This is a genomic window from Spongiimicrobium sp. 3-5 (assembly GCF_046557915.1).
Classification (GTDB): Bacteria; Bacteroidota; Bacteroidia; order Flavobacteriales; family Flavobacteriaceae; genus JBHEBG01.
Map to the genome: position 1 here is coordinate 836,021 of NZ_JBHEBG010000001.1, position 15,750 is coordinate 851,770.

Genomic DNA, 15,750 nt, shown 5'->3' on the forward strand with positions numbered 1-15,750 from the left:
ATGGATTTAAAAGAAAAACTGATTTCTTCCTTTTTGGCATTTGAAAATAATATCGATGTGGAACATCCTGTACACGATATTAGATCGGCGGCCATTAAAACCTTTGAGAACAAAGGGTTTCCTTCCAAAAAGGACGAAGCTTGGAAATATACATCGCTGAACGGTCTTCAAAAGATAGATTTTAGCATTTTTCCCAAAGAGGTAGGTACTTTGGAGTACAAAGATGTAAAAAAGTACTTTTTACACGAGATAGATACCTATAAAATCGTCTTCGTTGATGGGGTTTATAGCTCTTTCCTCTCGGAGACAACCCATGATGGGGTAGATGTTTGTTTAATGAGCGCTGCTTTGACCAAACCCCAATACAAAGCCATTATTGACGTATATTTTAATAAAATAGCCGCTAAGGAAGAATCCTTAACTACTTTAAACACGGCGTTCAGTAAGGAAGGCGCGTTTATTTATATACCAAAAAACAAGGTTGCCAAAAAACCCATAGAGATCTTACACTTTTCTACAGGGAACGAGGCTGCGCTATTATTGCAACCACGAAGTTTGATCATTGCCGAGGACAATGCAGAGCTTCAGATAATAGAACGCCATCAGAGTCTTACCGCCAATGAGGTCTTTACCAATTCGGTTACCGAAGTTTTTGCAGCTAAAGATGCCAATGTAGATTACTACAAGGTGCAGAACGATCTTGCTACTGCCTCTTTGATAGACAATACCTATATCAACCAAAAAGACAATAGCGTAGTTAAAGTGCACACCTTCTCCTTTGGCGGAAAACTCACACGGAACAATCTTAACTTCTACCAAAATGGAGAACGCATAGATTCTACCATGAAAGGCGTAACTATAATTGGAGAAAAACAACACGTGGACCACCACACTTTGGTACATCATATAGAACCCAATTGCGAGAGCCATCAGGACTATAAGGGTATTTATGGCGAAAAAGCCACAGGAGTTTTCAACGGGAAGATCATTGTGGACAAAATTGCCCAAAAAACCAATGCCTTTCAGCAAAACAACAACATTCTGATCAGCGATAAGGCCACCATAAACACCAAACCACAATTGGAGATTTTTGCAGACGATGTTAAGTGCTCCCACGGCTGTACCATAGGGCAGTTAGATGAGGAAGCGCTTTTTTATCTACAAAGCAGGGGAATTCCAAAGAAAGAGGCCAGGGCACTACTAATGTACGCCTTTGCCAACAACGTATTGGCCAGTGTACGCATTCCGGAACTAAAGACAAGGATCAACAAGCTCATAGCCAACAAGCTGGGTGTTCGTTTGGGATTTGATCTATAACAGACAGTTCTCTTTTACTACTTAGGGCTTTAGAAATATGATACAGACTTCATTGGACATAGAGACTATTCGTAAAGATTTTCCGATCCTGAACAGACAGGTAAACGGAAAACCGCTCGTTTATTTAGACAATGCGGCCACCTCCCAAACCCCTAGGCAGGTCATAGATGTAATAGTAGATTACTATTCTAACTATAACGCCAATATCCATAGAGGGGTACACGCTTTGTCCCAAGAAGCTACGGATGCCTATGAAGCGGCGAGGAAGAAAATACAAACGCATTTTAATGCGGCCAAGACACATGAGATTATCTTTACTTCGGGGACTACCCATAGTATTAACCTCGTGGCAAACGGGTTTACATCAATTTTAAAAAAAGACGATGAAATTCTCGTCTCCGCTATGGAACATCACTCCAATATAGTGCCTTGGCAAATGTTGTGCGAGCGTACCGGAGCGGTGTTAAAGGTAATACCGATGAACCAGGAGGGTGAACTGCGGATGGATGCCTATAAAAAATTACTATCGGAACATACCAAGTTGGTTTTCTGTAATCATGTATCAAATGCGCTGGGAACCGTAAATCCAATAGAAGAGATTATTGCGGAAGCGCATAGCGTTGGAGCTGCGGTTTTGGTAGATGGAGCGCAGGCCGCACCACATATAAAGGCCGATGTACAAAAGTTGGACGTGGATTTTTATACCGCTTCCGCACATAAAACTTGTGGCCCTACCGGTGTTGGCATGTTATATGGTAAAGAAGAATGGTTGCAAAAATTGCCCCCATACCAAGGAGGTGGGGAAATGATTGCCGAAGTTACCTTTGAAAAGACCACCTATGCCGACCTACCACATAAGTTTGAGGCCGGCACACCCAATATTTGTGGAGGAATAGCATTCGGTGCCGCATTGGATTATATGAACGCCATTGGTTTTGACGCCATTGCCCAATATGAAGAAGAGTTGCTAAACTATGCCACCGAAGCTTTATTGAAAATAGATGGATTAAAAATATACGGAACGGCAAAGCACAAGACAGCGGTAATTTCCTTTAATATCGATGGGATACATCCCTATGACATCGGTACCATTTTGGACAAATTGGGCATCGCCGTAAGAACCGGACACCACTGTGCACAACCTATAATGGATTTCTACGGTATTCCCGGAACCGTAAGGGCCAGTTTTAGCTTTTACAATAGCAAAGAAGAAGTGGATAGTCTGGTAGAAGGTGTTGAGCGGGCAAGGCAAATGCTGCTTTAGGCGCAAGTTCTTATCATTTTCTTAAACTGTTGAATAGCAGCAAGACATATTGTACTTTTGAGGAAAATAGGCCAATGACCATAAAAGAAATACAAGAAGAAATCGTTGATGAATTTTCCATGTTCGATGACTGGATGCAACGGTATGAATATATGATAGAATTGGGGAAGTCCTTACCCTTGATCGATGCACAATACAAGACAGACGACAATATTATAAAAGGTTGTCAAAGCAAAGTTTGGGTACATGCAGAACTCAAAGGTGATAACTTGGTGTTTACCGCAGATAGCGATGCCATTATTACCAAAGGAATAATAGCTATTTTGATACGGGTGTTCAGCAATCAAAGACCAAAGGAAATTATGGAGGCCGACACCGAATTTATCGATGAAATAGGATTAAAAGAGCATTTATCGCCTACTAGGGCAAATGGTTTGGTAAGTATGGTAAAACAACTGAAACTTTATGCAGTGGCCTACCAAACCCAATTGAACTGATACAGGGATAAACTAAAAGAGAAATGATGAGCGAAACAACTATAGACGGACAAGAATTAGGAGAAAAAGTGGTGAATGTATTAAAGACCATTTATGACCCTGAAATACCTGTGGACATCTACGAACTTGGTCTTATTTACGATGTTTTTGTTAATGAGGACAATGACGTAAAAATACTAATGACACTTACTTCGCCCAATTGCCCGGTAGCGGAGAGCTTACCTGTAGAGGTAGAAGAAAAGGTAAAATCCTTAAATGCCGTTAAAGATGCGGAAGTAGAGATAACCTTCGACCCCCCGTGGACGCAAGAATTAATGAGCGAAGAAGCAAAATTGGAACTAGGGATGCTATAACCCAAATAGAATTGGGATGCCAGAAGAAATTATAAATAGGGTTGCACAAAGCAAATTGATCACCTTTGATCTGGAAGATTATTATCCGGAAGGGAAACGGGTGCTTATAGATATAAAGGATTGGCTTTATGAAGGCCTTATTTTAAGGGAAAAGGAATTTAGGGTCGCCGTTGGCCAACACAATTGGGAGCAATATCGCAATAGCTATGTGGCCCTGGAATGTTCTACCGATGCCATAATCCCTGGCTGGGCCTATATGTTGATCACTACACAACTGCAACCTTTTGCCAAAAGGGTGGTGGTAGGCAACTTAGAACAATTGGAGACCAGTATTTACCAACCCATTATAGATAGTTTGGACGTCTCCCAATTTAAAGATAAACCCGTTATTATTAAAGGCTGTAGTAACAAGCCGGTACCTACAAATGCCTATCTGTGGGTGACTGCCAAAATACAGGAGGTTGCCAAAAGTGTTATGTACGGGGAAGCCTGTTCTTCCGTTCCTCTCTACAAGCGAAAGTGATCTAACCACTTCTGTATTGTCAACATTTCTTACATTTGCCTCGCATTAACTATATATTAAACACTACAAATCATGAAGAAACTACTATGCTCACTGCTAGCAGTGTTTGCGTTGACCTACACCTATGCGCAGACCGAAAAAGAACTAAAGGAACAAATAGCGCCCAAGAAAGATTCCATTGCTGCCATTCAGGGAAGGGTAGATGCCTTGCAAGCGCAGATAGATGCCCTGCCAGGATGGAAAACAGGTGCTTTTGGAACCATCGGTGGAAGCATATCAGGATTTAACAATTGGTATTCTCAAGGAACACCGAACAATTCCGCAGGAAACATTGGATTTACGGTAAACGGCTTTGCCAACCTTAATGAGGAGAAATTCTTTTGGCGAAATGCTATAGGTATAAACCTGCAATGGGTAAAATTTGATGATAAGGACGATCCCACGGATGATGATAGCTTTAAAGAGGCCACGGATGTCTTTAACATCTCGTCCCTTTACGGACGCAAGCTTAGCAAGAGCTTTGCAGTTTCCGGATTGATGGAATACCGCACCACTATTTTAAGCAATTTTAATGACCCAGGATACTTGGACCTTGGTGTAGGAGGTACTTGGACACCCATCCCCGATTTGGTAGTTGTAATCCATCCCTTAAACTACAACTTTGTATTTAGTGATGAAGATACCATTTTTGAATCTTCCTTGGGGGCCAAAATAGTAGCCGACTATTCCAAAAAACTGGGAAAAGTAAACTTTAAGACCAACCTTTCCATGTTCCAAAGCTATGAAACCTCGGACCTTAGCAATTGGACCTGGACCAATTCTTTTGGCTATACCTTATTTAAGAAAATAGGTGTTGGATTCGAATTTGGATTGAGAGATAACAAACAGGAAGCTTTGAACTTTGCATTGAATGGCCCCAATCCGGATCCAACGGCTACCTTTGATAATGTGGATAACGACTTACAAAGCTATTGGCTAATAGGACTAAACTATTCCTTATAAGAGACGTAGCTGAAGACAGATTATAAAAAAGGCCTCCCATTGGGAGGCCTTTTCTTAGTTAAGTAGGTTTTGTTGATTTGACCCCGATAATCGGGATAGCATTTTCTAAGTTAAGGTAGGTTTAATTTGGGATAAACACTATCACTTAATTACAAGGTAAATGTACCTCCAACTTTTTAAAAAACTAAATTTTTGTTGTGAACACAGCTTAAAATGTTGTAAAAAAAATTAATGGTAGGCTTTATCCGATGAAAGGCATTGCTCTTTTAACATTCGGAACTCTGGTGTTAGTCTCATAAATACTTTTTACCCTATCATTGCTAGCAATATAAATGCCTGAAAATTAGGTATCTTGTATATTATAAGCAGCAGTGATGAAGCATATTTTTTTTCTGTTCTTGTTTTACAGTTTTATTTTGTTGGGGCAGTCAAACCCTATGGAAGTTGGTTCCCAGAAAGAACTGGGGATTCCGTATATGCAACATTATGATCCTAGGGATTACAATGGTAGGCCAGATAATCAGGCTTTGGTACAAGCCGATAATGGACTTATGTATATCGGAAACAGCAATGGAGTACTAGAATTTGACGGGGTAAACTGGCGACTGATAAAACTCCCCAACAATAGTCTTATACGCACCTTGATGAAAACCGAAAGCGGGCGGATATTTGTTGGCGGATTTAACGAATTGGGTTATTTAGAGCCAGATTCATTGGGATTTACGGGCTATCGATCGATAAAATCGAGTTTGGATTCTATCTATCAAAATTTTAATTATCTGCACAATAGTTTTTCCGTTGGAAAACAAATATATTTTCAATCCAAGGATTTTTTGTTTCGCTGGGAAAATGAAACCTTTAAAATTTGGTCTCCAAAGCACGGAATATTACATTCTTTTTTGGTCAATGAAACGATATATCTTCAGCAAAAAGATAAAGGGCTTTATAGGCTGAAGGGAGAGCAGCTTAGCCTGGTTACAAACTTCGATTACGAAATAAGGGGAATTTTGCCCTATGAAGAAGAAAAACTACTGGTGGCTACCAAGGAGCACGGGTTATTCTTTTTGGAGAGCAATAAAATTCAACCGTTTCCCGTGCCCATGGAAAAGTATCTGCAAGAAAACATTATTGTTCAATGTAGATTAATGCCCAATGGATGGATTACCATAGGCACTGGAATGGGAGGTCTGGTAGTGTTAGACCAAGACGGATCCTTGGTACACCTTTTGGATAAGACCAGCGGGCTGTTGAACAACGGAATACTGGCACAGGCGTTGGACCATCAGGGAGGGCTTTGGTTAGGGTTGAACCATGGAATAAGTAGGGTAGAGCTACTTTCTCCCTATTCTATCTTTGATGAACGTTTGGGGGTAACGGGTTTTGTCAATGCAATTACGCGGTATAACGGAAAGCTTTTTGCGGCCAGTATAGATGGTCTATTGCAGTTGCAGACAGCAGAAAATGGGTCGCCTAAACAATTTGTGAAAACACCAGAAGTTGGCCCTAGCTTTTATATGTCGGAAATAGACCAGCATTTATACATTGCTTCCAGAACAGGTACTGTCCGTTATAATGGAGAAGAAGTAGAACAAATAAGCGAGATGCGGTCTGGCGCCCTATTGCGCTCTAAAAAAGACCCTTCTATATTATATTTAGGGCTTTTTGATGGATTGGCAATTCTCCGAAAGCAACATGATACTTGGGAAGAAATTGGTAAGATACCCGGTATTGAGGACGATATTCGCGAATTGGTAGAAATGGATGACGGTAAACTTTGGATGGAATCTCAGATCGATGGGGTATGGCGGGTAGATTTTTACCAAAAAGACACCTTCAATATAAACAGACCGGAAGTTAAACACTTTGTGGCAAACAAAGAATTACCTCCCGGGTGGCTTTTTTTGCATTCGTTACGAGGGGAAGCGGTTTTTGGGATAGGAGGTACCGTATATACATACGATTCAAATTTGGATTCTATTATTCCTTACAGATCTTTTGGAGACCCTTTTGGTTTTAAAGGAGATATTGTACCCAAACTCGAAGATGAGGATGGCAATCTCTGGATGTCCGGACAGTTTACGGATTCGAAGGACGAAAAAAAGCAGCGAACAGTATCAAGACTACAAAAAGACGGCACCTACAAGGTAGAATCGGTAGATGATAGAAGGATAGAACCCGCCCCAAAAAAAGCATTGTTCCCAGAGAAATCCGGAATTCTTTGGTATGGTGGTCCAACTGGGATAGTACGGCAAGACCTAAAACAAACGGTAAAGCCCATAGCAGATATGCGGACACTTATCAGAAAAATATCTATCAATATGGATTCTGTTGTGTATGGTGGGGAAAAGAAAACTACAACGCTATCTTCCTTAACTTTTGAAAACAATACATTACGTTTTGAATATGCGCTTCCGAGTTTCGATGAGGTCCCTAAAAACAAGTATAGCTATTATTTAGAGGGTTATGACCAGGATTGGTCCGATTGGACCAAGGAAACCAAAAAGGATTACACCCAAATTCCTGAAGGCAGCTACACATTTAGGGTAAAGGGACAAAACATCTACGAACAAATTAGCAACCAGGACAACTATGCCTTCACCATACTACCTCCTTGGTACAGAAGCTGGTGGGCCTATTTGGGCTATGCGATTATATTTGGCGGATTCTTTCTTTTAGTGCTCCAATGGCGAGCGGGACAACTTAAAAAGAAAAACTTGGCATTGGAAAAATTAGTGGAAGAACGCACGCAAATAGTACGGAACCAATCGCTAAAACTTAAAGAACAAGCCCATGGACTTTTGGAGTTAGATCGGGCAAAATCGCGTTTTTTCAGTAATATTTCACACGAGTTTCGTACCCCACTTACCCTTATCAAAGGACCGGTAGAACGCTTGGAACAAAATCCGGGATTAGGGCTTAATATGGATACCATTAAAATGATACGTCGCAATACCAATCGTCTTTTAAGATTGGTAAACCAACTATTGGATCTTTCAAAAATCGATGAGGGCAGCTTAAAATTGGAACTAACGGAAGGGGATGTATTTAAGTGCATACGAGCGGCAACCTCCTCCTTTAACTCCCATGCTGCCCAGCGTAATATAGATTATCGTATTGAGATTCCCACCAATTCTTTATGGGCTTCCTTCGACAGGGGGAAACTAGAGAACGTAATTTATAATCTCTTGGGAAATGCCTTCAAATTTAGTGAGGACAGTACGGAAATTACATTTAAGGCAAGCTACGATCAGAACGGCTTACAAGTTTCGGTGGCAGATACCGGTCCGGGTATTTCCGAAGAAAAACTCCCACTTATTTTTGATCGCTTTTATCAGGCAGATTCCGAGTTTACCAGGGAAAAAGAAGGTACAGGTATAGGACTATCACTGTCCAAAGACCTTGTAGAACTTATGGGTGGTAAGATTACGGTCTTTAGCGAATTGGGTAAGGGAACCTTGTTCGTTGTTATGTTACCCTTACTGGAAATTAGAACAGGAAACAAAACAAGTGACCTCACTACTACTTCGGACAAAAACCTATCCGGGGCAAAACCATATCGATTTCAAAAAGCGGACAAAAGAGATGTGCCTACAATACTTTTGATAGAAGACAACGCCGATATGCGTGGCTTTATAAAGGATCAACTTATTGAATTTTATAAGGTGAAGGAAGCCCTGGACGGGGAAAAAGGATTACAAAAGGCCCTAGCGGATAATCCAGATTTAATTATTACAGACCTTATGATGCCCAAGATGGATGGAATTACATTATGTAAAAAACTTAAGTCCGATGTGCATACAAGTCATATCCCGGTTATAATGCTTACCGCCAAGGCCGGCATGGAAAATAAAATAGAAGGATTGGAGACAGGAGCAGATGATTATCTTACCAAACCTTTTAATGCCAATGAACTTTTGGTACGTGCAAAAAACCTGATTGTACAAAGACAACAACTTAGGGCATTATTTTCTAAAAGCGAAACCAAGGTAGACCCCAAGAGGATTACCGTTACCACTATTGACGAAAAGTTTTTGGAAGAATTACTGTTATTGCTGGAGGAAAAATATGCGGACTCCGCTTTCGGCGTGCCAGAAATGCAAAATGCCCTTGCCATGAGCAAAACGCAGTTACATCGCAAACTAAAGGCCCTTACGAATGAAGCCCCAGGGGAGCTTCTGAGAAACTTTCGCTTAAAAAGAGCCGCCCAATTGCTTTCCCAAAAGGCGGATAGCGTTACTCAAATTGCTTATAGCGTAGGCTTCAACAATTTGTCTTACTTCGCCAAATGTTTTAGAGAACTTTACGGAACATCACCTTCTTCTTACCAATCCAAGAAATAAAAAATGTAAACAGCACCTATTTTCTGGTGTACCACATCTGTTAACATCATATATAGTGGGTGTTGGAACCATTATGTTACTATCTGGAACCCTGCTTTTAGCATTGGAAACAAGACCACCTTAGTTTTGACCTATTAAGTTTCCCCATAGAATAAAGTAATAATTTAAAACAGCGAATTATGGGTTTTACAAAGAAATTGAATGGTAGTATTGTGATAAGCACAATACATTTTTATGTAGCAACAATATTTATAACACTATTATTGCTCGGCTGCAGTAAAGATGACGATGGTGGTGGATCTAGTTCGTCATTAAAAGCTTCTGCAACCAGTTTTACACTAGACGGCGTTAACAACTGCGATACATCTTTGGGTACTGGTACGCTACTCTTTTTTGAAACACCATATACGGCATCGGAGAGTCTAAATGTTAACAGGCTATTGGTAAATACAAAGGTGTCTAACGGAGAGACCGAGGAGAGCTCCACGACTACCTTCCAAGACAACGGTAGCGCTATCAATTGGGTGGTCTGTTTTACCTATGGAACACAAGACTGGGTAGAATATGAAGTACGTTTAGAGGCCAGCGATGGATCGATTAGCAACGCCTCCAAGATTAGGGTAAATAAACCCGGCGGGGCGCAATAACATCATTGAGTTAGTGCTGTGAGGGCCTTGTGGATAAGATTGTTACTACGGAAAGGGTATAAGTAGCGTACCTTCCCTGAACAGTTTGCCACAAGGCGCTCACTTTTTTTGAATGGCAAGTACAATAGGAAAAGGGAATGAAAGTATGGTTTGCTAATACTGATCAAGATGCTCCGGGTACAGAAAGTTGTTGTAAGGGAATCGGGTCACATGGATGTCCCTTACCTCGTTATAGACCCTTTTTCTAAACTCGTCCAGGTTTTCTTTGTTTAGTGCCGAAATAAAAATAGCATTGTTCCCTACCTTTTGCATCCACGTTTGCTTCCATTCGCCAATAGTGAAATGTTTTTTTGTTTTTTCCGTCACTAAATCGTCTTCCTCAATGGTCTCATGTGTATACTGATCAATTTTGTTGAATATCATAATGGTGTTCTTATCGGCACAGCCAATTTCACCCAAAATTTTTAGTACGGAATCTATATGTTCCTCAAAATTAGGGTGGGAGATATCAACTACGTGTAACAACAGATCTGCCTCGCGTACTTCGTCCAAAGTACTTTTAAAGCTCTCTACCAATTGTGTAGGCAGTTTTCGAATAAAACCTACGGTATCACTTAGTAAAAAAGGAAGGTTCCCAATAACAACTTTCCGCACAGTGGTATCCAAGGTAGCGAACAATTTATTCTCTGCAAAGACTTCGCTTTTACTCACAACGTTCATTAGGGTAGATTTACCCACATTGGTATAACCAACCAGGGCAACGCGTACCAAAGCACCTCTGTTACTGCGCTGTGTTTCCATTTGCCTATCTATCTTGGATAGTTTTTTCTTCAATAATGAAATCCGATCCCTAACGATACGCCTATCCGTTTCAATTTCGGTTTCCCCCGGGCCACGCATACCAATACCCCCTTTTTGCCTTTCCAGGTGTGTCCAAAGCCCGGTAAGCCTGGGAAGTAAATACTCGTACTGTGCAAGCTCTACCTGTGTTCTAGCATAACTTGTTTGAGCACGTTGCGCAAAAATATCTAGAATAAGACTGGTACGGTCCAAGATTTTACAGCGCAATTGTTTTTCTATATTGCGTTGTTGTCCGGGCGATAGCTCGTCATCAAAAATAACGGAGCCAATTTCGTGCTCATCAACAAAGTTCTCCACCTCTAGCAATTTACCGGTACCAATATAGGTCTTGGGGTTGGGTACATCCATACGCTGTATAAAGCGTTTGCATACTTCACCACCGGCGGTATAGGTAAGAAATTCCAGTTCATCTAGATATTCAGTAACCTTCTCCTCATTTTGTTGCCTATTGAGTACACCGATTAAGACAACTTTCTCGTATACAATAGATTTCTTCTCTAACATGCAATTGGATTAAAGTGCAAATCTAGTGAATACTGACCGAGCAATTTTTGTATTTTAGTCTCCCAACCAAAAAAAAATGAATTTTTCCCTTTTTAAAAAGAAACAAGTTGATCATCTACATACCATAGTTTTCTATAATCTTGAAAATCTTTTTGATACGGAGAACGACCCAAAGACCTTGGATGATGATTTTACACCAAATGGTTTTAAAAAGTGGACAAAAAAAAGATACCGTAAAAAGCTCTACAAGTTGGCAAGGACAATTTCCAAGGTAGGGGCTAAATCCAACACATTACTTCCTGTGTTGATAGGAGTTGCGGAGGTAGAAAACCATAGTGTTATAGAAGATTTAATTAGATCGTCTCCTCTGGGAAAAACGGATTATCATTATGTGCACTATGATTCTCCCGATGAACGAGGAATAGATACCGCATTAATTTATGATCGGTCCCATTTTGAAGTGGTAAGCTCTACGCCCATTCAACTGCTGATCACGGCACCCAATGGGGATAGGGATACCACAAGGGATATACTGTACGTAAAGGGGAAACTGCACGGCGAAGAAGTACATGTCTTTGTTAACCATTGGCCCTCTAGGAGAGATGGCGATATGGAAACGGATTATAAAAGAGTTAAGGCAGCGGAAACGCTGCTCCGTTTTATGGCCAAAATTGAAGAAGAACATAATAGCCCTAATTATATTATTATGGGCGACTTCAACGATGAACCCACTTCCAAGAGTTTAGAGGTTTTAATGGAAGCGGGAACCCTATACAATCCTATGGCCAAACTACTTTCGCCTTTTAGGGGAAGTGCCAGTTATAGGCGCACTTGGAGCCTTTTTGATCAGATTATTGTTTCCCATAATTTTCTAGATTACGAAAAGGGGACCCACAGTTTTGCCCATGCCAATATCTTTGATGAGGTTTTCTTAAAGGAATGGAAGGGAAAATATAGGGGCAGCCCTTTTAGAACTTATGTTGGACGAAAATATTTAGGAGGATATAGCGACCACTTCCCTGTATATATCCAGTTGAAATACAACACATAATAAATTTACGTCTCCATTTTACGCATAATCTTCAACTAAAGAAGGAAACAGACTACGTGTTTTTAGCTTTTCACAACATTCTTTAGGTATTTTATCGAAAAAATCGGTCATTTTATCGATTGTTTTTCAAAAATACAATATAATTGTAGTCCAAATCTTACTGAAATAACCCCATGAACAATATACCTTCCTTCGCGGCAAGAGGTTATAGAAACAACCTATCGTTTATTTTCCTATTTACCGCTTTCATTACTTTCGGTCAATCCGAAAAAAGTATCCAACAAATAAAAAAACAATATCGGGCCTCTAGGATAACCACCTTGGCAAAGGAGTTTGAAAAAAACAAGCGGTTCAATAAATCAGATTTAAAACAAATGGCCCATGCAAAGGGATGGACGTTTGTGGAAAAATTCCCAGATGGTGGACATTCGGAACTTCAAGATGTAGGTCCGGACGGCACCCCTATATATTATACCACCTTTAATGATAACGTAAGTAAAACTACGAGAGCCGATGCTTTGTACGATACCGGATTGTTAAATCTAGGTATTGACGGAACTGGTATGACGGTGGGGGTTTGGGATGCCGGACATGCTCTTAAAGATCATCAAGAATTTGATACACGCGTAACGATCGCCGATGAGAGTAACGATGTAGATATGCATGCAACTAGGGTAATGGGGACCCTTATAGCGTCTGGTATAAAGAAAAATGTAAAGGGAGTCGCCTATGGCGCGGAAGCCATTACCAGCAATTGGAGCCGGGATAGGATTGAGGTAGCCCAGGCCGCTGCCGATGGCTTGTTGCTTTCTAACCATTCCTATGGTATTAGCACAGGGAATGTGCCCGACTGGTATTTTGGTTCTTACATTAGAGTTTCCCAGGATTGGGATAAGATAATGTTTAACGCACCTTATTATTTAATGGTCACGGCAGCTGGGAACGCTCAAAAATTACAACACAATGCAACGCCTATAAACAATGATCCCGCAAGTGGTTTTGATTTAATCCTAGGTTTCGCCGCTTCTAAAAATGGGATTACAGTGGCGGCCGCAAACACCGAAATTGATGGTAAAGGAAGGCTTTTAAATGCCAGTGTTGCCGGCTTTAGCAGTTTTGGACCTGTAGATGACGGAAGGATAAAACCCGACCTTGCGGGGAACGGATCCAACATCCTTACCACAAACGCCACAGGTACAAGTGGGTATGGTACCTATACGGGGACTTCAATGGCAGCCCCAGGAGTTACCGGATCCATGCTTTTGCTGCAACAGTACTACGAGCGCCTGTACAATGGCTTTATGAGGGCGGCAACACTAAAAGGATTGGTGCTGCACAGTGCCGATGATGTTGGCCAACCCGGACCGGATTACAAGTTGGGATGGGGTGTAATGAATACCAAGAAGGCGGCAGAAATTATAGTTAATAAAGGGTATAGAACACATATATCCGAAGAGACCTTACAAGAAGGGGAAACATACAGTATTACGGTTAACGCAACAGGTAATGAACCGCTTGTAGCATCCATTTCCTGGACCGATCCGGAATCCGAGTATGTTAATAAGGGCACCCTTAACGACGATACCCCTGCCTTGGTAAATGATTTGGATATTAGAATTGTGAAAAACGGAACGGCCTACCACCCTTGGAAACTAGATGCAAGGGCTACCACAGCGGCAGCAACCAAGGGAGATAATCTGGTAGATCCTTTTGAACGTGCGGAGCTTTTGAATGCCGTTTCGGGAGAATATACCATAACCGTTACCCATAAAGGAGCACTTAGGTATGGGGCTCAGGAGTTTTCTTTGATCGTTTCTGGGATTTCGGTTACCGAATGCAATGCCGAGATTCCTTTTGAAACACAAATGACAGAGGCCAATAACGATATGGTTTCCCTTCGTTGGGAACCAATTACGGATGCTTTATTTGAAATACAATGTAAGCCAGAAGGAAGTACAGCTTGGGAAACAATTTATACCGAAGAGTATTTTATTGATTTGGACAACTTGCAGAAAAACACAAAGTATACCGTAAGGCTAAGAACTTTTTGTACGGAAAATATGGCTTCCGAATATACCTCTGAAATGGCATTTACATTCATGGGTGAGGATACGGATCTCGAAGAGATATTGAATTATGAAACCTTAAACACCTCGGATAAACCTAAATTATCGCTTTACCCCAATCCCGTAGTAGAACGTATTACATTAGATGGCGATAACTTATCCAAAAACTCAAAATATCGAATTATTAGCACCACAGGATTGATTTTAAAAGAGGGTGATGCCTCAGAAAAAGAAATAGATGTGGCTAATTTGTCATCTGGCTTATATATTATCAGCGTTCAAGACCTCAATAGTGTTGCCGATCTCAAATTTTACAAGGATTAGATCTGCTTTATTTCCGTTTTGTCTAGAAGGTCTTCATTTCTAAGTCTAAGAAACACTTGGGCCGTTGTAACTACATCCAACTCGCAGTAGGTAATAATTCTATCCAAGTCATTGTCTAGATAATATACGTCTTTTACCATACCGCCGTCTATATCTTCCTTTGGAGATGGAATTCCCAGTACATTGGCCATAAGTTTTAACGACGTATAATGCTTATAATCACCAAATTTCCACAGCTCCATCGTATCCAAATGGGGAACTTCCCATGGCTTTTTACCAAAAAGATTTAACTTCTGAGGCAAGCCAATTTTATGGATCAACATTCTACGGGCAATGTAGGGGAAGTCGAACTCCTTCCCGTTATGCGCGCAGAGCAAGTGTTTTGGCCCTGCAAAATGGCTTTCCAATAGTAATTTGAATTCTTTTAATAGTGTCTCCTCTTCTCCATGGAAAGAAGTAACCCTAAAGTTTCTTATATCACCCTTAAAATTAAAATAACCAACCGAAATACAGATAATCTTACCAAATTCTGCCCAGATACCCGCTCTTTCATAGAAATCCTCAGGGGTAATTTCATCCTTACGCTGGTAGCGCGACTTATGTTCCCAGAGTTCTTGTTTGGTCTGGTCCAATTGTTCAAACTTTTCTTGCTCGGGGACAGTTTCAATATCCAGGAAAAGTATATGACCCAGGTTTATTGTGTGTAGCATGGTATGCTTTTATAATTGATATATACCGCTAAGGGTATTACCCCATGCGGCGCATTTATTCTAAACTTTTTTTGAACGTTATAGCAATGACACTATAAAAAGGGAAGTTCATTAAAACACTAATTTAAATATACGAACAAAATTAGATTTCCTGCTGCCATCCGCTGTTTTGAAAATAAAACGTTTATAACTACGGAACACATTTAAAACCTTTAACGGCATTTTTTGATTAACCGACTACCTAGTTTCTTTTTCTCGTGGATAACGTTCCATAGTATCGCAATTCTTGGC

General features: G+C 40.7%; 12 protein-coding genes. 10 read left to right on the forward strand and 2 right to left on the reverse strand.

All coding sequences use genetic code 11. The annotated features are described in order from the left end of the window. The 8 genes from sufD to ACEQ81_RS03755 all read left to right on the forward strand — a co-directional run bounded on the left by sufD (position 1) and on the right by ACEQ81_RS03755 (position 9,943). Positions 1-1,317, forward strand: coding sequence for a Fe-S cluster assembly protein SufD (sufD, locus tag ACEQ81_RS03720; protein WP_411029503.1), 1,317 nt, complete (start codon positions 1-3; stop codon positions 1,315-1,317). 37 nt (positions 1,318-1,354) lie between these two features. Further along, positions 1,355-2,581, forward strand: coding sequence for an aminotransferase class V-fold PLP-dependent enzyme (locus ACEQ81_RS03725; RefSeq protein WP_411029504.1), 1,227 nt, complete (start codon positions 1,355-1,357; stop codon positions 2,579-2,581). Between the two features lie 74 nt (positions 2,582-2,655). After that, positions 2,656-3,078 (forward strand): SufE family protein, encoded by a 423-nt coding sequence (locus tag ACEQ81_RS03730; RefSeq protein ID WP_411030367.1) that lies wholly within the window; start codon positions 2,656-2,658, stop codon positions 3,076-3,078. Between the two features lie 26 nt (positions 3,079-3,104). Next, positions 3,105-3,431, forward strand: coding sequence for an SUF system Fe-S cluster assembly protein (locus tag ACEQ81_RS03735; protein WP_411030368.1), 327 nt, complete (start codon positions 3,105-3,107; stop codon positions 3,429-3,431). A 16-nt stretch (positions 3,432-3,447) separates the two neighbouring features. Next, a complete protein-coding gene (locus ACEQ81_RS03740; protein WP_411029505.1) occupies positions 3,448-3,954 on the forward strand; it encodes a DUF2480 family protein in 507 nt (168 codons plus the stop codon). A 72-nt stretch (positions 3,955-4,026) separates the two neighbouring features. Then, positions 4,027-4,956, forward strand: a complete 930-nt coding sequence (locus ACEQ81_RS03745) for a DUF3078 domain-containing protein (protein ID WP_411029506.1) — start codon at positions 4,027-4,029, stop codon at positions 4,954-4,956. 374 nt (positions 4,957-5,330) lie between these two features. Then, entirely contained in the window at positions 5,331-9,296 is a 3,966-nt protein-coding gene (locus ACEQ81_RS03750) for an ATP-binding protein (RefSeq protein ID WP_411029507.1), read from the forward strand. Positions 9,297-9,475: 179 nt separating this feature from the next. Further along, on the forward strand, positions 9,476-9,943 hold the full coding sequence (locus tag ACEQ81_RS03755; RefSeq protein ID WP_411029508.1) for a hypothetical protein: 468 nt from the start codon (positions 9,476-9,478) through the stop codon (positions 9,941-9,943). A 153-nt stretch (positions 9,944-10,096) separates the two neighbouring features. Here the strand turns inward: ACEQ81_RS03755 and hflX are convergent, their stop codons facing one another. Then, positions 10,097-11,308 (reverse strand): GTPase HflX, encoded by a 1,212-nt coding sequence (gene hflX, locus ACEQ81_RS03760; RefSeq protein ID WP_411029509.1) that lies wholly within the window; start codon positions 11,306-11,308, stop codon positions 10,097-10,099. A gap of 76 nt (positions 11,309-11,384) precedes the next feature. Between hflX and ACEQ81_RS03765 the strand changes: the two genes are divergently transcribed. Together ACEQ81_RS03765 and ACEQ81_RS03770 are read left to right on the forward strand one after the other, a co-directional pair. Next, a complete protein-coding gene (locus tag ACEQ81_RS03765) occupies positions 11,385-12,359 on the forward strand; it encodes an endonuclease (protein WP_411029510.1) in 975 nt (324 codons plus the stop codon). Positions 12,360-12,532: 173 nt separating this feature from the next. Beyond that, entirely contained in the window at positions 12,533-14,749 is a 2,217-nt protein-coding gene (locus ACEQ81_RS03770; RefSeq protein WP_411029511.1) for a S8 family serine peptidase, read from the forward strand. On the opposite strand, the gene ACEQ81_RS03775 is transcribed toward ACEQ81_RS03770, so the two are convergent. Beyond that, positions 14,746-15,459 (reverse strand): 3'-5' exonuclease, encoded by a 714-nt coding sequence (locus ACEQ81_RS03775; protein ID WP_411029512.1) that lies wholly within the window; start codon positions 15,457-15,459, stop codon positions 14,746-14,748. The genes ACEQ81_RS03770 and ACEQ81_RS03775 overlap by 4 nt on opposite strands. Positions 15,460-15,750: the final 291 nt, after the last annotated feature.